This window comes from Actinomyces howellii (assembly GCF_900637165.1).
Classification (GTDB): Bacteria; Actinomycetota; Actinomycetes; order Actinomycetales; family Actinomycetaceae; genus Actinomyces; species Actinomyces howellii.
Genome location: NZ_LR134350.1, coordinates 1166076 through 1183111, shown reverse-complemented (window position 1 = coordinate 1183111; position 17036 = coordinate 1166076). Strand labels below are relative to the sequence as shown.

General features: G+C 73.0%; 16 protein-coding genes. 10 read left to right on the top strand and 6 right to left on the bottom strand.

Annotation, left to right across the window (positions count from 1 at the left end; translation table 11 throughout):
• Positions 1-75 precede the first annotated feature (75 nt).
• Complete coding sequence (locus EL245_RS04995) at positions 76-1047, bottom strand: VOC family protein (protein ID WP_126382169.1); 972 nt, start codon at positions 1045-1047, stop codon at positions 76-78.
• A 334-nt stretch (positions 1048-1381) separates the two neighbouring features.
• Between EL245_RS04995 and EL245_RS04990 the strand changes: the two genes are divergently transcribed.
• Entirely contained in the window at positions 1382-1960 is a 579-nt protein-coding gene (locus EL245_RS04990) for a DUF4230 domain-containing protein (protein WP_126382168.1), read from the top strand.
• Positions 1961-2216: 256 nt separating this feature from the next.
• On the top strand, positions 2217-3230 hold the full coding sequence (locus EL245_RS04985) for an aldo/keto reductase (protein WP_126382167.1): 1014 nt from the start codon (positions 2217-2219) through the stop codon (positions 3228-3230).
• An 18-nt stretch (positions 3231-3248) separates the two neighbouring features.
• On the opposite strand, the gene EL245_RS04980 is transcribed toward EL245_RS04985, so the two are convergent.
• Both EL245_RS04980 and EL245_RS04975 read right to left on the bottom strand, forming a co-directional pair.
• Positions 3249-3989, bottom strand: coding sequence for a DUF554 domain-containing protein (locus tag EL245_RS04980; RefSeq protein WP_197719449.1), 741 nt, complete (start codon positions 3987-3989; stop codon positions 3249-3251).
• A gap of 84 nt (positions 3990-4073) precedes the next feature.
• A complete protein-coding gene (locus EL245_RS04975; RefSeq protein WP_126382166.1) occupies positions 4074-4580 on the bottom strand; it encodes an SRPBCC family protein in 507 nt (168 codons plus the stop codon).
• Between the two features lie 289 nt (positions 4581-4869).
• Between EL245_RS04975 and EL245_RS04970 the strand changes: the two genes are divergently transcribed.
• Entirely contained in the window at positions 4870-7248 is a 2379-nt protein-coding gene (locus EL245_RS04970) for a glycoside hydrolase family 3 N-terminal domain-containing protein (protein WP_126384069.1), read from the top strand.
• Positions 7249-7296: 48 nt separating this feature from the next.
• Here the strand turns inward: EL245_RS04970 and EL245_RS04965 are convergent, their stop codons facing one another.
• The gene (locus tag EL245_RS04965; protein WP_126382165.1) at positions 7297-7896 is read right to left on the bottom strand and encodes a TetR/AcrR family transcriptional regulator; all 600 of its coding nucleotides are present in this window, start codon (positions 7894-7896) and stop codon (positions 7297-7299) included.
• Positions 7897-8093: 197 nt separating this feature from the next.
• Between EL245_RS04965 and EL245_RS13385 the strand changes: the two genes are divergently transcribed.
• The 5 genes from EL245_RS13385 to EL245_RS04945 all read left to right on the top strand — a co-directional run bounded on the left by EL245_RS13385 (position 8094) and on the right by EL245_RS04945 (position 12304).
• Positions 8094-8471: an EamA family transporter gene (locus tag EL245_RS13385; RefSeq protein ID WP_202623022.1), complete on the top strand. Its 378-nt coding sequence runs from the start codon at positions 8094-8096 to the stop codon at positions 8469-8471.
• A gap of 6 nt (positions 8472-8477) precedes the next feature.
• Complete coding sequence (locus tag EL245_RS13380; RefSeq protein ID WP_197719490.1) at positions 8478-9023, top strand: EamA family transporter; 546 nt, start codon at positions 8478-8480, stop codon at positions 9021-9023.
• On the top strand, positions 9020-9829 hold the full coding sequence (locus EL245_RS04955; RefSeq protein ID WP_232009881.1) for an alpha/beta hydrolase family protein: 810 nt from the start codon (positions 9020-9022) through the stop codon (positions 9827-9829). The genes EL245_RS13380 and EL245_RS04955 overlap by 4 nt, the downstream gene beginning before the upstream one ends.
• Positions 9830-10038: 209 nt before the next feature.
• Positions 10039-11595 (top strand): alpha-amylase, encoded by a 1557-nt coding sequence (locus EL245_RS04950; protein ID WP_408608399.1) that lies wholly within the window; start codon positions 10039-10041, stop codon positions 11593-11595.
• Between the two features lie 124 nt (positions 11596-11719).
• The gene (locus tag EL245_RS04945; protein ID WP_126382163.1) at positions 11720-12304 is read left to right on the top strand and encodes a DJ-1 family glyoxalase III; all 585 of its coding nucleotides are present in this window, start codon (positions 11720-11722) and stop codon (positions 12302-12304) included.
• A 63-nt stretch (positions 12305-12367) separates the two neighbouring features.
• On the opposite strand, the gene EL245_RS04940 is transcribed toward EL245_RS04945, so the two are convergent.
• Positions 12368-12718, bottom strand: a complete 351-nt coding sequence (locus EL245_RS04940) for a hypothetical protein (RefSeq protein ID WP_126382162.1) — start codon at positions 12716-12718, stop codon at positions 12368-12370.
• A 20-nt stretch (positions 12719-12738) separates the two neighbouring features.
• A complete protein-coding gene (locus tag EL245_RS04935) occupies positions 12739-14631 on the bottom strand; it encodes a PspC domain-containing protein (protein ID WP_161512730.1) in 1893 nt (630 codons plus the stop codon).
• A gap of 345 nt (positions 14632-14976) precedes the next feature.
• On the opposite strand from EL245_RS04935, the gene EL245_RS04930 reads away from it, so the two are divergent.
• Both EL245_RS04930 and EL245_RS04925 read left to right on the top strand, forming a co-directional pair.
• Positions 14977-16293 (top strand): ATP-binding protein, encoded by a 1317-nt coding sequence (locus tag EL245_RS04930; protein ID WP_126382160.1) that lies wholly within the window; start codon positions 14977-14979, stop codon positions 16291-16293.
• Positions 16294-16367: 74 nt separating this feature from the next.
• Positions 16368-17030, top strand: coding sequence for a response regulator (locus tag EL245_RS04925; protein WP_126382159.1), 663 nt, complete (start codon positions 16368-16370; stop codon positions 17028-17030).
• Positions 17031-17036: the final 6 nt, after the last annotated feature.

Here is a 17036-nt window from a genome sequence, read left to right as displayed (position 1 = left end):
GTCCCCGGGAGGGGAAGGGCCCACCGGTGCCCGCCGCCCCGGCCCGTCCGTGGTCAGTCGGTGGTCAGTCGGTGGTCAGTCGGTGGTGAGCGCCTCGTAGCGGGACAGGTCGGGCTTGGTCATCGTCGTCATGAGCTCGAAGGCGCCGGGGCGGGTCATGAGCTCGGTGACGCCCGCGGGGCACACCTGCCAGGACACGCCGAAGCGGTCCCGCAGCCAGCCGCAGATCTCGGCCTCCGGGACCGCCGAGAGCCCGTCCCAGACCGTGTCGACCTGCTCCTGGGTGTCGCACATGACCTGGAGGGACAGGGCGCAGGAGAACCCGAAGTCCTGCTCGCCGCCGTTGTCCATGGCGCTGACCGGCACCCCCGCCAGGACGGCGGTGCCGTGCAGCAGCGAGTCCGCCTGCTGGCGGTCCTGGCGCTGGTAGAAGCTCATCTGCCCGAGGCGGGAGGAGCCGAAGGCGCGGTCCATGACCTCCACCCAGGTCCGCAGCGCCTCCGCGGCGAGGGAGTCCCGGCCGTCGAAGAGCAGCGACGGCACGATGCTCACCGCGGCCCTGTCGGAAGTGTCCTCCCCGGGCTCGTCAGAGCCGACGGCGAGCTGCCACGTCATGCCGTAGCGGTCCTGCACCCAGGCGTACAGAGGGGCGAAGTCGTAGGCCTTGAGCGCCATGAGCTCACGCCCGCCGTCGGCCAGGAGCGCGGCGTGCAGCGCGCGCAGGCGGGCCGGGGCGTCCTGGAGGGCCAGGGGGTTGAGCGTGACGGACAGGGACACGGAGGGGTCCATGGTGAACTCGTCCCCGGCGTTGATGGCCGAGAGCTCGAAGCCTGCGAGCCGGTAGCGGACCTCGAGGACGTCTCCGGCGAACTCCTTCTGGAAGTCGGCCAGGCCCTTAAGGGGGTAGCGGGAGACATGAGCCACCCCGGTGCTCGGCTCCTCGCCGGCGAGCCCGCCCAGGGCGGAGCGGAAGGCCTCGACGTGGAAGCGGGCGCCCTCCAAGGCGGTGTGGTCGAACCAGAGGGAGGGGACGATGCGCTGCGTCATGCCGGGACGCTAGCAGACCCGCACACCGTCCCTGGTTCGCCGGCCAGCGCGCCCGGGAGGCTCATGAGCCGAAGCGGGCGAGGTCGGCGCGCAGGTCCTGCCCCGCTCCCGGTTCCTCGTGCAGGGCTCGGCGCCGGTGCCTCGCAGGGTCTGCGGCCCGGTTCGAGCCTCGTTCGAGCCTCGTCACCGAGTTGCAACCTCCCGGCAGCTCCTCAGCCCCGGAGACGGCTCTCGTGGACCCCCGGACGACCGTAGAGTTCCCACCGTTGGCATCCTGTCGAGTGGAAGGACGTGGTGTTCAGTGTCTGGTCGGGTAGGGCGTGCCGCTGGGCGCGTGGGGTGGGGTCTTCTCGCCGTGCTGCTCGTGGGCGGAGGGTTCAGTGCGGGTGTCATGTACGCCGACTGGGGCGATCCTGAGGTGACCGCGCAGGGCATCGAGCAGCAGATCTCGACCTGCTCCGAGCTGACCACGGTCAAGCTCACCGAGACCGGGATCGTCCACTACGAGGACGGCATGATCCCCTTGATCGACAAGACGACCTTCAACATGGTGTACAAGGCAGACGTCCGGGTCGGGGTCGACCTCTCAGAAGTTGACGTGAGTGTCGACGGCAAGGTCATCACGGTGGCACTGCCCAGAGCCTCGGTGCAGGAGGTCGGGATCGACCCGGCCAGCATCTCGCTGTACGACAAGAGCTTCACCCTCGTCGACGGCGCGAGCGAGGAGGACCTTGCGACCGCGATCGCCGACGCTGAGGCCGACGTCGCCAAGAACCTCGACGACGACACGCTCATCGAGACCGCCGACCAGCAGGCTCAGGACGTCATCACGGGCCTCCTGTCCCCGCTGACCGATGCCGCGCAGGGGTACACCATCGAGTTCGTTGTCGAGGACTCGGCTCCGGGCCAGTGAGCTGCGCGGTGCCTGGCGGCGCAGGAGGCGACCGGCCTGCCGCCCGTGTCAGGACGTGCAGGCTGTGCAGGACGTGCAGGCGCGACACCTCGTCCTGTCCAGGGCCAGCCAGGGTCGGCCAGGCCCTGGTTGACCCTGCCAGGACCTGTCAGGGCCTTGCGCTCCCGCGGCGGGAGGGGGAGCGTTGGGCCCGAGTCGAGCCCGCTGCCGACTGCTCCGCGCATGCGGCGAGGCGGGCGTCACGAAGGAGGGCGCGATGGAGTACACGACACTGGGCGGCACTGGCATCCGGATCCCACGACTGTGCATCGGAGGGATGAGCTTCGGCCGGGTCTTCCCCGACTTTCACCAGTGGGTCATCGACCAGCCGGGCACCGAGGCCGTCATCGCCCGTGCCCTCGAGCTCGGCGTCAACTTCATCGACACCGCCAACGTCTACGCCCACGGGACGAGCGAGGAGTACATCGGCACCTCGCTGAGGAACCTGGGGGTCAAGCGCGAGGAGGTCGTGCTTGCCTCCAAGGTCTTCTTCAACGACGGGGCGCTCTCGCGAGCGGCCATCGAGCGGGAGATCGCCGGCACGCTCGAGCGCCTGGGCACCGACTACCTCGACCTCTACATCATCCACCGCTTCGACTACGGCACGCCGATCGAGGAGACGATGGAGGCCCTCGACCGCCTTGTGCGCGACGGCCGGGTGCGGGCCCTGGGCGCCTCGGCGATGTACGGCTACCAGCTGCACTCCATGCAGGTGGTCGCGGACGAGCACGGCTGGACCCGATTTGCCTCGATGCAGAACCACTACAACCTGCTCTACCGGGAGGACGAGCGCGAGCTCATCCCCGTGTGCGAGCAGTACGGCATGTCGCTGACCCCCTACAGCCCGCTCGCCTCGGGGCACCTCACGCGCGCCACCTGGGACTCCGAGTCCGTGCGCTCGACGACCGACTCCACGATGCGGGCCAAGTACGACCGGGCGCGCGAGCTCGACATGCCTGTCATCTCCCGGGTCGCCGAGCTCGCCGAGCGTCACGGGGTGCCCATGGCCGACGTGGCCCTGGCCTGGCACTGGGCCAAGGGCGTGGCCGCGCCGATCGTCGGCTGCTCGCGGCCCAGCCGCGTCGACGACGCCGTGCGCGCCCTCGACCTCGTGCTCTCCCCGGAGGAGGTCGCCTACCTCGAGGAGCCCTACCTGCCCCACGAGGTCGTCGGCCCGCTGGCCCGGCCGGGGGACAAGGAGCTGGCTGGATCGACCACGGCCAGGCGCTGAGGTCGTGGCGCGCGGACCCTACAGCGACAAGGGCAGGAGAGCGGCGGCCGGGGCGATGGCGATGGCCGGCAGGAGGTTGGCGACCTTGATCCTCCCGGGCCACAGCAGGTTGAGGCCCACGCAGAAGATGAGGACCGAGCCGACCGTCGAGAGGTTGGCGAGCGCCTCGGGGGTCATGACCGGCTTGATGAGCACCGCCGTGGCCGTGAAGAATCCCTGGAACAGGGCCACCGGGATCGCGGAGAAGACGCAGCCGCGGCCCATCGAGGCGGCCATGGCCAGGACGATGACGAGGTCGAGGACCGCCTTGACGGTCAGGACGGAGTAGTCCCCGCTCAGTCCGTCCTCGATGGCTCCGACGACGGCCATCGCCCCGACGCACACGGTCACCGAGGCGGTGACGAAGGCGTCGGTGAAACGCGAGTCCGAGACGCTCCCCGTGCGCCGCCGGAGCCACTCCCCGACGGTCATGATCCCGGTGTGCAGGTCGAGGGCCTCGCCCATGAGCGCGCCCAGGACGAGACTGAGGACGACGAGCAGGGTGCGGCCGGCCTCGAGGGTGGGCCCAGCCGGCTCGCCGCCGACGACGGCGAGCATGCCCTGCATGGCGCCGGCGATGCCGACGAACATGACGGCGACGGCGCAGGCGGCGTGCAGGGTCTCCTGGAAGCGTCGCGAGATCCGTGAGCCCACGAGTGCGCCGGCCGTGCCCCCCACGACGATCGCCGCGACGTTGATGACCGTGCCCAGCCCGACCACGCCTGCCCTCCTGCCCTGTGCCCGTGTCCCTTGTCGGGACGCTCGGATCCTAGATGATCGGTGCTGCTCGGACCCGCCCTGCTTTCAGCGCCTGCTCCTCCTGCCCTGACGGCCCTCGACCAGGAGCGACCACAGCCGCGCCCGCAGGGCCCGGCGCCCCGGCCGACTCACCGTTCCGGTCGCCTCCCTCTCCGCGTTGTCCAGAAGGTCCTCCACGACGGCGTCGTGCAGCGGCTCGACGAGTATCCCGAACAGCAGGCGCATGCTCCCCGTGGCCCGCCCGCGCAGCACGTGCCGCAGACGGCAGCGCCGGGGGTCCAGGCTCGTGATGCTCAGCTCGTGGAAACCCTCGATGCCCGTCTCCTTGTGGAAGGAGAAGCGCACTCGGCGACCGGGCTCGTACTCGGTGACGACGTAGCGGATCGGTCCGTGCCCGCCGTCGGCCCCGACCGCCACGGGACGGTCGAGCACCATCGGGTCCCACCGGTCCGAGGGCCACAGCCGGTCATCCTGCCTGCCCAGGCCGTCTAAGAGCGGGCCGAGAGCCTGTGCGGGTGCGGCGATGACGCGCTCGTGGACGTTGTCGATCATCCGAGCCTCCTGCGCGCTGGGCGGCGTACGCCACCGAGTGTGGCACACCTGCGCAGGCTCCTCCGCGGAGGCCCTCGTCGTACCGCGCCCGGCGGGCTGAGCCGCGACGGCCTGCGAGTCCACCCTCTTCCCTACCTACTAACTAGAAGGTAGTCTGGGTGGGTGGCACCCGAGGACGGGTGCCACCCACCCAGACTGACTGAAGGGACTCACCGTGGAGTCACGCCCAGACCTCGCCCCTCATGAGGCCGCCCACCTCGCCGTCGTCCGCCAGCTCGCTCCCCAGTGCATGGTCCTTCTGCGCTCGGACGGGACCTTCCCCCTGTCGGCTCCCGGGACGGTGGCCCTGTACGGGTCGGGAGCACGACGCACCCTCAAGGGCGGTACCGGCAGCGGCGACGTCAATTCCCGCCACGTGTCGACCATCGAGGAGGCCATGACGGCGGCCGGCTTCACGATCACGACCACCGAGTGGCTCGACGCCTACGACGCCCTGCACGCCCGCGCGCGCGAGGAGTTCCTCGACCGCCTGCGCACCGAGGCCGCGCAGGAGGGGGTGCCCGCGGTCATCCACGGCATGGGCGCCGTCATGCCCGAGCCCGAGCACGACATGCCCCTGAGCGGCGAGGGCGAGGCGGCGGTCTACGTCCTGTCGCGCGTGTCGGGGGAGGGCAATGACCGCCGCGCCCAGCCCGGTGACGTCCTGCTCACCGACGCCGAGGTCCGCGACATCCTCGAGCTCGACGCCCGCTTCGAGCGCTTCCTGCTCGTGCTCAACGTCGGCGGCGTGGTCGACCTGGGTCCTGTGGCGCACGTGCGCAACATCCTCCTGCTCTCCCAGCTCGGCGCACCGGTGGGCGAGGCCTTCACCGACGTGCTGCTCGGGCGGGCCTACCCCTCGGGCAGGCTGTCGACGACCTGGGCCCCCTGGGACTCCTACGGCGGCGTCGGCGAGTTCGGCCACCCCGATGACACCCGGTACACCGAGGGTGTCTACGTCGGCTACCGCTACTTCGACTCGGTGGGGGCCCAGCCCCTGTTCCCCTTCGGCCACGGCCTGGGGTACACCACCTTCGCCCTGGGGGCGGCCGAGGTCGCGCTCGACGGCTCCGCACTGACCGTCCGTACCGAGGTGACGAACACCGGGGCGCGTCCCGGGCGCGAGGTCGTCCAGGTCTACGTGAGCGTCCCGGCCGGCAGGCTCGACCAGCCCTTCCAGGTCCTGGCGGGATTCGCCAAGACCGACGAGCTCGCCCCGGGGGCGAGCCAGGAGCTCGCCGTGGCCGTCGACCTGGCCGACCTCGCCTCCTTCGACGCCGCCTCCGGCCAGACCGTGCTCGAGGCCGGCGACTACCTCGTGCGCCTGGGCACCTCAAGCCGGGACACCGACCCGGTGGCGGTGCTCGAGCTCGACGAGCGCGCCGTCGTGCGCGTCGTGCACGACGCCCTGGGCGACCCCGGTTTCACCGACTGGATGCCGACGAGCCCCGTCGCGGTCGAGGTCCCCGACGACCTGCCGCGCCTGCGCCTCGACCCCGGGTGCCTGCGCCGCCGGGACGACGGCGAGGCGGTCGAGCTGTCCGAGGAGCTGTCCTTCGTCGCCGAGCTGTCCGACGAGGAGCTGTCCTACCTCGTCCTGGGGGACTACCGCACCGGTGGGGAGTCCCAGTCGATCGTCGGTGCCGCGTCCCAGACGGTGGTCGGCGCCGCCGGGCAGACGACGACCCGCGTGCCGGGCCTGGCCAGCCTCATCATGGCCGACGGGCCCGCCGGCCTGCGCCTGGCCGCCGAGTACGGGGTGGACGACGACGGCGCCTTCCCGCTGGGCCCGTCCGTCCCGGCCGACTTCCTCGAGCTGTGGGACGAGGAGGCCTCCGAGGTCCTCGGAGACATCATCGGGGCCGACTCCCAGGACCGCGCCCCCACCTCGATCCACCACCAGTGGGCCACCGCCATCCCCATCGGGACCGCGATCGCCCAGTCCTGGAACCCCGACCTGGCCGAGCGCCTCGGCGAGCTCGTCGGCGCCGAGATGGAGCACTTCGGCGTCCACCTGTGGCTCGCACCGGCCTTCAACCTCCACCGCTCGATCCTGTGCGGACGCAACTTCGAGTACCTCTCGGAGGACCCCCTCCTGGCCGGCCGCCTCGCCGCCGCCATCACCCGCGGCGTCCAGTCCCGTCCCGGTCGCGGCGTGACGATCAAGCACGTCGCCGCCAACAACCAGGAGACCAACCGGCTCAACTCCAACAGCCTCGTCAGCCGCAGGGCCCTGCGGGACCTCTACCTGCGCGGCTTCGAGATCGTCGTGCGCGAGGCCGGCCCCCACGCCCTCATGACCTCCTACAACCTCATCAACGGCGTCCACGCCTCCGAGAGCCACGACCTCAACGAGGTCGTCCTGCGCCAGGAGTGGGGGTACCAGGGGCTCATCATGACCGACTGGGTCGTCCACGGGATGGCTCGCCACGACCTGACCCACCCGCCTGCCACGGCGGCCCCCACCGTCAAGGCGGGCAACGAACTGTTCATGCCCGGCTCAGAGGCCGACCGACAGGGGGTCCTCGCGGCGCTGGACGGGCAGGGCGAGACCGTCCTGACCCGCGCCGAGCTCGAGCTGCAGGCCGCCCGGGTCGTGCGGGCCGTGTGGAGGCTCGCCGGACGCTGACGGCAGGGGGCCCGGTGAGAGCCCTTGGAGCGGGCGACGCAGAACCTGTCAGCAGCGGTGCCTGAGCGGGTCGGTCACCGCCAGGCACCGTGCGGCGACGGTGCCCGCGGGGGTGCGGAAGCCCTCATCGGACCACCACAGGATCGCCTCGACCACGGTCCCGGCCAGGTGGTGGCGGAGGAAGGAGTCCTCCCCGGCCGGCAGGGACCCGGCTGAGCGGAGCACCTCGGGGAAGATCGTGTCGACGCGCTCGGTGAGCGCCTCGCGCAGGCGGTGCACGAGGGGCGCGCCGGTCCCACCGGTCAGGAGCGCGCGCACGGCCGAGCCCTCGTCGGCGACGTGGGTGAGGATGTGCTCGACGATGTCGACCGGCTCCCGTCGGGTGGTGAAGTCATGTGTGCCCTCGGGCGCGCTCGGGGCCAGGACGTGGTCGCAGATGGACACGACGACGAGGCCGAGGAGGTCCTCCTTGGAGTGGAAGTGCGTGTAGAAGGTCGACCGACCCACATCCGCCCGGTCGAGGATCTCCTGGACGGTCAGCCCCGTGTACCCCTTCTCGCCGACGAGCTCGATGAAGGCGTGCTCGACCGCACGGCGTGTGCGGGCTCTGCGGCGGTCCGGGCGACCGTCCCTGCCCGCGGGTGTCATGCCTGATCCCCCCGGCCGTACGGGCGCCGCGGTGGGGCCTTCCGGACAGATCGGCGATCGTGTCCGGTGACGGACGGAGACCGCAGTCTGTCCGTGGAGACCGGGGCCGCCGCGCGGTACACCATGGCCATGGAGTGGCAGACGGTCGGACCGGAGAGCGCCCGCCGGCTGCCCCGAGAAGCCTGCGTCGCTCCGTCGTGTGGGCGCTGCTTGCCGCCGCCCTCTACGCGCTGAGCACCCCGGTGGCCAAGATCCTCCTCGACGACGCCGATCCGGGTGTGCTCGCCGCACTGCTCTACCTCGGTGCCGGCGGAGGCATGGCGGCGATCGCGCTCCTGCGCCGTCTGGCGGTACGCGGCCCGCGGCGGGGCCCTGGGCTCCCGGGGCTGTCGAGGGCGGACCTGCCCTACGTCGTCGTCATGGTCGGGCTCGACGTCCTCGCCCCGATCCTGCTCCTGCTCGGCCTGGACCGTGCCGAGGCGGCCAACGTCGCGCTGCTCAACAACTTCGAGATCGTCGCGACCACCGTGATCGCCTCGCTGGTCTTCGGCGAGCGTCACGGCCTGCGGCTGTAGGCCGGCATCTGCACGACCACCGCCGCCTGCGCCCTGCTGTCCCTCGAGGACGGAGAGGCCCTGCGCTTCTCGACCGGATCGGTACCCGTCCTGGCGGCTGCCACCTGCTGGGGTCTGGAGAACAACTGCACGCACCGAATCTCGGACAAGGACCCGGTCCAGATCGTCATCGTCAAGGGCCTGGGGTCCGGGACCGGTGCGCTGGTCGTGGCCGGCCTGGCCGGTGAGCGGATGCCGGGTCCGGGGACGATCGGGATGAGCCTGCTGCTCGGCTTTCTCGCCTACGGACTGTCCATCACCCTGTACGTCGCTGCCCAGCGCGGACTGGGTGCTGCCCGCACCGCGGCCTTCTACGCGGTCGCCCCGTTCATCGGCGCCGGACTGTCCTGGGCACTGTTCCGCACCGCCCCCGGGGCGGCCTTCCTCCTCGCGGTGGTCCTCATGGCGGCAGGCAGCGTGCTTGTCATGCCCCCAGGGGGCGCGGTCGCTGAGGACGACGGCGCCTCGCTCCACGAGCACCCGGGGGGACAGCGGGGCACAATGCCGGAGTGAATGACTACCTCGCCCGTGAGATGAGTGCCCCGGTGGCCGGAGCCCCCGACCCGGCGGGACTGGGGCCCGCGGTCCAGGCCCTTGTCTACGTCCCCCGAGAGGCCGCCGCTGGGAGAGTGCGCGCGCCGCTGGTCGTGTGCTGCCACGGGCTCGGGGAGTCCGGCCTGCGCGTGGCCCCCGTCGCGCAGAGGCTCGCAGCAGCCGGCGCCGTGGCGGTGTGCCCCACCTTCCGTGGCGGCGGCGCGCCGACGGCGGGCGAGACGACGGGGATGTCGGTGCTCACCGAGCTGGCCGACCTCGAGGCGGTCCTGGCCGCCGCCTGGTCGTGGCCCTTTGTCGACACCGGCCGCACCGCCCTGTTCGGCAGGTCCCTGGGCGGTCTCGTCGCCGTGCTCGCAGCGGCGCGTCGCCCCGCTCAGGTGGCTGCACTGGTCCTGTGGTACCCGGCGCTGCGCGCCCCCGCGGGCCTGAGGGCCCGTTTCTCCACCCCGGCCGCGGTCCCCGACCGCTTCAGCCACGGCGTCGACGACGGGCAGATGGTTCTGGGCCGCCGGTACGCCCAGGACATGTGGGGCCTGGACGTCGAGGCCCAGCTGGCGGCCCTGCGCCGTCCGGTCCTGCTCGTCCACGGCGACCGGGACCGCGCCGTGCCCATCGAGGTCTCCGAGGCGGCCCTGCGGACCCTGACCGATGCCCGGCTCATCCGGGTGGCCGGAGCCGGGCACGGTTTTGGCGACGAGCGCTTCGAGCTCGCGGTCACGGCCTCGACCGACTTCCTGTCGTGGGCGGGAGTGCTCGAGGACTGAGCGGGAACCGAGCGGAGGGCTCCTCGCGGCGCCACTGTGCCAGATGCGGCGATCTCGAGGTGTCACAAGTCCCGATCTCGGGGTGTCATATGTCCCGATCTCGAGGTGTCATATGTCCCGATCTCGGGGGAGGGGGCGTGGGAGGATCGGATCCTGTGAACGACCGCCCCGCCGTGCCCGCTGTGCCCGCCGTGCCCGCTGTGCCCGCCGTGCCCGCTGAGCCCGCAGCGCCCGCTGAGCCCGCAGCGCCCGCTGGACCGCTCCAGCCGCCGTCAGCGGCCGACAACCCCATCCTCCTCCAGGGCTTCGCCTGGGACCTGGCAGCCGACTCCTCCCACTGGAGGCTCCTGGCGGACAACGCCGACCTGCTCGCCAGCGCCGGGGTGAGCGCGATCTGGCTGCCTCCGGCGTACAAGGGCCAGGCGGGGGCCCGGGACGTCGGCTACGGGGTCTACGACCTCTACGACCTGGGGGAGTTCGACCAGAAGGGCACCGTCGCGACAAAGTACGGGACGAGGGACGAGTACCTGGCCGCCGTCTCGGCTCTGCACGAGGCCGGCATGACGGTGCTGGCCGACGTCGTCCTCAACCACCGCATGGGCGCCGACGAGCTCGAGGAGGTGACCGCGGTCGAGGTCGACCCGGCCGACCGCACCCGCCACCTGTCGGGCCCCACCCCCGTAAGGGCCTGGACCCGGTTCACCTTCCCGGGCCGCGCCGGCGCCCACTCCGACTTCACGTGGGACTGGCACTGCTTCACAGGAGCCGACTGGGACGAGAGCGAGGGGCGCGCGGGGGTGTGGCTCTTCGAGGGCAAGGAGTGGGACGAGCAGGTCACCGCCGAGCACGGCAACTTCGACTACCTCATGGGTGCCGACGTCGACCTCGACGAGCCCAGGGTCGTGGCCGAGCTGACCCGGTGGGGCAGGTGGTTCCTGACGACCACCGGGGTCGACGGCGTGCGCCTGGACGCCCTCAAGCACATGTCCCGGGACTTCTACCGGGACTGGCTGCCCCAGATGCGCCGCGCCACCGGGGCGGCGGTGCCCGCGGTCGGGGAGTACTGGTCGGGTGACGTCGCCGAGCTGCGCGCCTACCTCGGCCCGGACCCGGTCATGAGCCTGTTCGACACCCCGCTGCACTTCCAGCTCCACCGGGCCTCGTGCTCCGGGGGCGAGGTCGACCTGTCCCGCCTCTTCGAGGGCACGCTCGTCGAGCAGGACCCCGCCCACGCCGTCACCTTCGTGGACAACCACGACACCCAGCCGGGCCAGTCCCTCCAGTCCGCGGTCGCGCCCTGGTTCAAGCCGGCCGCCTACGCCCTCATCCTCCTGCGCGCCCAGGGGACCCCCTGCGTCTTCTGGGGAGACCTGTTCGGAACCCCTGAGACCGGCGACATCCCCGCCGTCACGGACCTGCCGGTGCTCATGCAGGCCCGGCGGCGCCTGGCCCACGGCCCCCAGCACGAGGCCGTCGGGGGCCCCGACCTCATCGCCTTCGCCCGTGAGGGCGACGAGGCGCACCCCGCCTCAGGCGTGGCCGTCGTCATCTCCGACCGCCGGGCCGCCACGTGCCGCGTCGAGGTCGGCGCCAGGCACGCCGGGGGGACCTGGGTGTGCGTCATCGGCGGGCACCCCGACGCGCTCGTCGACGACGAGGGGGGCCTCGAGCTGCCCGTGTCCGACGGCGGCTTGTCCGTCTACGTCCCCCAGGCCGCCGCCCCGGTGCTCGCCCAGGACCTCCACCTGCTCACCACCGTCCGCTGACGGCGGCGCCGTCGTCGCGAGCACCGGCGCCACCGGGCCGGTCCTACCCCGCGGTCGCGGGCGCGAGTAGGGTCGAGCCCAGGGCGCCCGCCCGGGCCGCCCCAGCCAGCTCGCAGGAGGAACCGTGCCCACCCCCGACCAGCTCTCGACCGACGCCACCGTCGCCGTCCTCATCGCCCCGGGACTGGAGGAGGTCGAGGCCCTGGCCGTCATCGACATCCTGTACCGGGCGGGCATCGCCGTCGACATGCTCGCTGTGGGTGAGGACCTCGAGGTCACCTCCTCCCACCGGGTCACGGTGCGCTGCGACGCCCTGCTGTCGGAGGCCGACCTGGCCTCCTACACGATGCTCGTCCTGCCCGGCGGCCTGCCGGGCACGCCGAACCTGCGCTCCGACCCCACCGTCGTGGCCGAGGTGGCCCGTCGGATGGGAGCCGACCTCCCCCTGGCCGCCATCTGCGCCGCCCCCTCGATCCTGGCCGAGCTCGGGCTGCTGGCCGACCGCCGCGCCACCGCGAACCCCGGCTTCCTGCACGTCCTGGACGCTCACGGTGCCGTGACGAGCCAGGAGCCCGTCGTCGTGGACGCCAACCTCGTGACGAGCCGCGGCATGGCCACCGCCGTCGACTTCGGCCTGGAGATCGTCCGGATGCTGCTCGACGACGAGGCGGTCGACCGGCTCAAGACCGCGATCGTCCACCAGGGCTGAGACCGGAGCGCACAGATGCGCGGCCCGGGGCTTGTCGCCCCGGGCCGCGCACCTGTGGTCGGCTCAGCCCTGCGTCCGCTTGGAGGGAACCAGCGCCATGGCGAGCAGCGCGATCCCGGCGCCGGCCAGGACGATGATGCCCAGGGCCACGATGTCGACGTGCAGGCCCAGACCAACCGCCGCGAGCAGCCCGGCGATGAGGCACAGCACGACCCCCCAGGTCACGGTCCCACGGCGGGGCCCGCGCCGCGGGTCGTCGGTCGGCTCGTTCTCGAGGCTCGAGGCGCTCCACACCCGGTCGGCCGAGGCGACCGGCCTGTCCCGGTGGATCTCGTCGGCGAGGCCCGCCTCGGGGTCGGTCCCCTCGGCGCGGGGCCCGATCTCGGTGGTGTCGGTGTCGTGAGTCGGTGTCATGGTGGGGTCCTCCTGGGGTCTCAGCTGGTCGCGGCGGGTGAGGGCGTCTGGGCGGTCTCGCTCGGGGCGGGCGCCTGGGGGGTCGGGGAGGCCGGGGACGGCGTCGGGGTCTCGGTGGCCCCGGGTGTCGCCGAGGCGCCCCGGTCCGACACGCCCCGCCCGTCGGCCAGGACCTCCTCGAGGCACGCGTCGTAGCTCGTGCGCTGCCCGGAGGTCAGGGACAGCTCCCGGTCCTCCTCAGGGTCGACGTCATCGACGACCCCCGCGCGCTCGAGGCACTGCTCAGCGGCGCCGCTGCTGACAGCACGGTGGGTCAGCCCCGGGACGGCCATGCCGTCCGCGGCCTCGGTCCACCGCCCGGTCGTGTCGGTCCATCCCTCGACGACCCAGACGTCCTCGGTGGCGTTGCCCTCCCACACGACGGCGTCCTGCCGGGCCTCGACCTCCACCTCACCGGCACCGAGCTCGGCGCTGACGGTCAGCCCTGCCGCGGCGTCCTGGGCCGCCGGGGTCGACAGACGCGCCGTCGTGTTCGTGCCCTGGATCGCGGTGTCGTACCAGGTCACCCTCTCGCCGTCCACGGTCCACCCCTGGGTCCACGGGACGGTTGTGCGCGCGGTCTCCACGGGCACCCCGTTGAGGGACCACCCCTGTCCCACCGCGCTGGTGACCTCTCCTGCGTTGACTGAGGCCTCGACGGTGACCGGCCGGCTCGGGGCGGTGACGACCCTGACAGTCCCCGCCCCCACCCGCAGGCGCACCGTCCTGTCGGTGCTCAGGGCCTGGTCCGGCATGTCGGTGAGGTCGATGGTGATGTCGCCCGCCGCGTAGTCCTCGAGCTCGACGACCGCCTGTCCGGACGGGGAGCTCGTCAGCTCGGCGGAGATGTCCTGCCAGGTCAGCGTCGTCGACCCCGCGCGCACGGTGGAGGGCAGCGTGCTGGGGGGGAAGAGCGTCCCGACGAGGATCATCGGCAGGCACAGGGCCGCGGCAGCCCATCCCCAGCCGGTCATCCACCCGCCTCGACGGCCGCGCAGCCCCGAGACGAGCACGCCCAGGCCGAGCAGCGCGGTGACGCCAGCCACGCACAGGAAGACGGCGACGGCGGGGTGCACGAGGTCGCGCGCGTCAGCCAGCCACAGGGCCGCGACACCGAGCAGGATGAGCCCGCACACGACGAGGCTGACGGTCCGCCCCGGCCCCGGGACCCGGGGCTGCGGCGGGATCGGGCCGGGGTACTGCGGACCGACGACGGGCACCGGCCGGGTCGACACGTAGGGCGAGGAGGGCCCGGCAGGGTACGGACCGGGCTGGGCCGGTGCCCACGACGGACCCGCGGCGCGCGCCGCCGCGGCGCCCTCCGCCCAGGCGGCCTGCTGCCAACCCGGTGCAGGTCGCGCTGACGGAGCCTGGGGCTGGACGCCCGGGACGCCAGGGGAGGGGGGACCTGCCGGCGTGGGCCCGCCGGGGGGTGTCCTGCGGGAGCGCCGGCCCGCGATGAGCCAGAGCACGAGACCGATGAGCGCGCCGGTCCACGCCACCGCCCAGAACGCGTCGGCGAGGCCGTCGCCGTCCCACACGACGAAGGGCAGGCCCGGCAGGATGATCCCGTCCAGCAGGGCGACCCCGGCGACGACCGAGGCGATCGCCCCCGCCAGGCCGGCGTCGACGTCCCCGACGAGGGCCTGCTCGAGGTGGATGCGCCCGTCCCTCTCATCGGGGAGAAGAGCCCAGCCGATGCCGTAGAGCACGAGGCCCAGGCCCGTCAGGAGCGTGAGGACGACCCACACGCAGCGCACGAGCACCGGGTCGACCCCGAGCCGGCGAGCCGTGCCGCCCGCCACGCCCCCGGCCCAGCGCTGGTCGGTGCGCACCATGCCCGTGCGGCGCACGGAGGCGAAGAACCCCTCCATGGGGCCTGGGCGGGGGGATCCCTGCCAGCCGGGGGGCGGAGTACCCGGAGGTGGACCCGCGGTGCCCTGCCAGCGCGGGGCCTGGCCGGCGGCCTCTGGCGGAGGCTGGTGCGAACGTGCCTGCTCACCCTCGTTGGGCCGCTGCGGGGCGGTCCCGTTGGGGGAGGAGTCGGATGGGGGGCCGGATGAGTCGTTCGTCGAGTCGTGCATGGCACTATCGTCCTCTCCTGGTGCCCCTCCCAGGATCGGGGAATGCCCTGAACGGTCCCCCACATCGGCCTCGACCGACCCTGGTTGCGGCCCTGAGGACCGCGCGGCAGGCCCGCTGCGTGCCACGATTGCCTCATGACCCCCGTGACGCCCGTGCCAGCCGCCGGACCCACTGGTCACTCCGGCGGGCCACGGCTGCCGCTGCGCCGCCCCCCGCGCACGCGCCCCGACGGGACCGCGCTCCCGTCAGGCAGGGTCCTGGCCGGAGTGAGCGCGGGCCTGGCCGCCCACCTGGGGGTCCCGGTCACCACCGTGCGCATCGTCCTGGTGCTGACCAGTGCCCTGGGCGGCTGCGGGGCCCTGCTCTACCTCCTGCTGTGGCTGCTCGTCCCCGTCGGTGACCCGTGGGCCGAGGGCGCCGGAGACCTCCCTGCGGCGCGCGCCCGGCTGGCGGGGCGTCTGGGCGTCCAGGACGCCGGCGCTCGGGAGGGCTCCGCCTCCCCCCGGCGCCAGCTCGTCGTCCTCGGGGTCTGCCTCCTCCTGGCAGCCGGTGCGGTCGTCCTGTGGCGCCACGGGCTGCTGGGGGGATCGGGGTGGTTCCTGCCCGCCATGGTGGTCGTGGCCGGGGCCGCCCTGGCCTGGTCCCAGGTCGAGGCCGTCACCGGCCCGAGCCGCGACCGCGCGGCGATGGTCCGACTCGCGGTGGGCGTCTTCCTGTCCGCCCTGGGGATCCTCGCGTGGATCGGCACCGACACCTCCCTGAGGAACCTCGTCGCCGGAGCGCTGGTCGGCGGCGCCCTCGTGGCCGGGATCGGGCTGGTCCTGGCGCCCCTGTGGCTGCGCACCAACCAGGCCCTTGCCGCGACGCGGGCGGCCGAGGCGCGCGAGGCCGAGCGCGCCGACATCGCCGCCCACCTCCACGACTCGGTCCTCCAGACCCTCACCCTCATCCGCAGGAGGGCCAACGAGCCCGAGACCGTCGCCCGTCTGGCTCGCTCCCAGGAGCGTGAGCTGCGCGCCTGGCTCTACACCGACCGCCCCGCCGCGGGGACCTCGGTCGGGGACGCCATGCGCGACCTCGTCGGTGAGATCGAGGACCTCCACGGGGTGCCCATCGACCTCGTCGTCGTGGGCGACCGTGCCCCGGACCGCGCCACCGAGGTCATCGTCGCGGCCGCCCGCGAGGCCCTGTCCAACGCGGTGCGGCACGGCGCCGCCCCCGTGTCGGTCTACGCCGAGATCACCCCCGAGCGCCTTGAGGTCTTCGTGCGTGACCGCGGTCCGGGCTTCGTCCTCGACGAGGTCGCCCCCGACCGGCACGGGGTGCGTGAGTCGATCGTCGGGCGCATGGAGCGTCACGGCGGGGCCGCCCGCCTCCGGCGCCTCGAGCGGGGCACGGAGGTCCACCTGGCCCTGCCCGCCCCCACGGGCCCGCAACCGGCGGGCCCCTGAGGGGGCGCAGGACGAGAGCACCCGAGGACCATGGGCACACGCAGGACACGAGAGATGAACGAGATGACAGAACGATGAGCGAGCCGCTCAACCTCATCGTGGTCGACGACCACGCCCTCGTACGCGCCGGGGTGCGCGCCGAGCTGACCGCTCACGCCCCGGACCTGCGCGTCGTGGCCGAGGCCGACGACGTCGAGGGCGCCGTGGCGGCGGTCCACGCCCTGACCCCCGACGTCGTCCTGCTCGACGTCCGCCTCCCCGGCGGCGACGGCGGGGGAGGGGCCGAGGTCGTCCGCGCCTGCCGCGACGTCCCGGGGACCCGGTTCCTGGCGCTGTCGGTCTCCGACGCCTCCGAGGACGTCGTGGGGGTCATCCGGGCCGGCGCTCGCGGCTACGTGACCAAGGCGATCTCCACCGAGGACCTCGCTCAGGCCGTGCGGCGGGTGGCCGCGGGGGACGCGGCCTTCTCCCCGCGCCTGGCCGGCTTCGTCCTCGACGCCTTCGGTGCCGGTGCGGGGGAGGTCGCCGTGGCCGACTCCGAGCTCGACCGCCTGTCCTCCCGGGAGCGTGAGGTCATGCGGCTCATCGCCCGCGGTTACACGTACAAGGAGTGCGCCTCCGAGCTGTTCATCTCGGTCAAGACCGTCGAGACCCACGTCTCGGCCGTCCTGCGCAAGCTCCAGCTGTCCAACCGCAACGAGCTGACCCGGTGGGCGGCGGCGCGGCGCATCGTGTAAGGACTC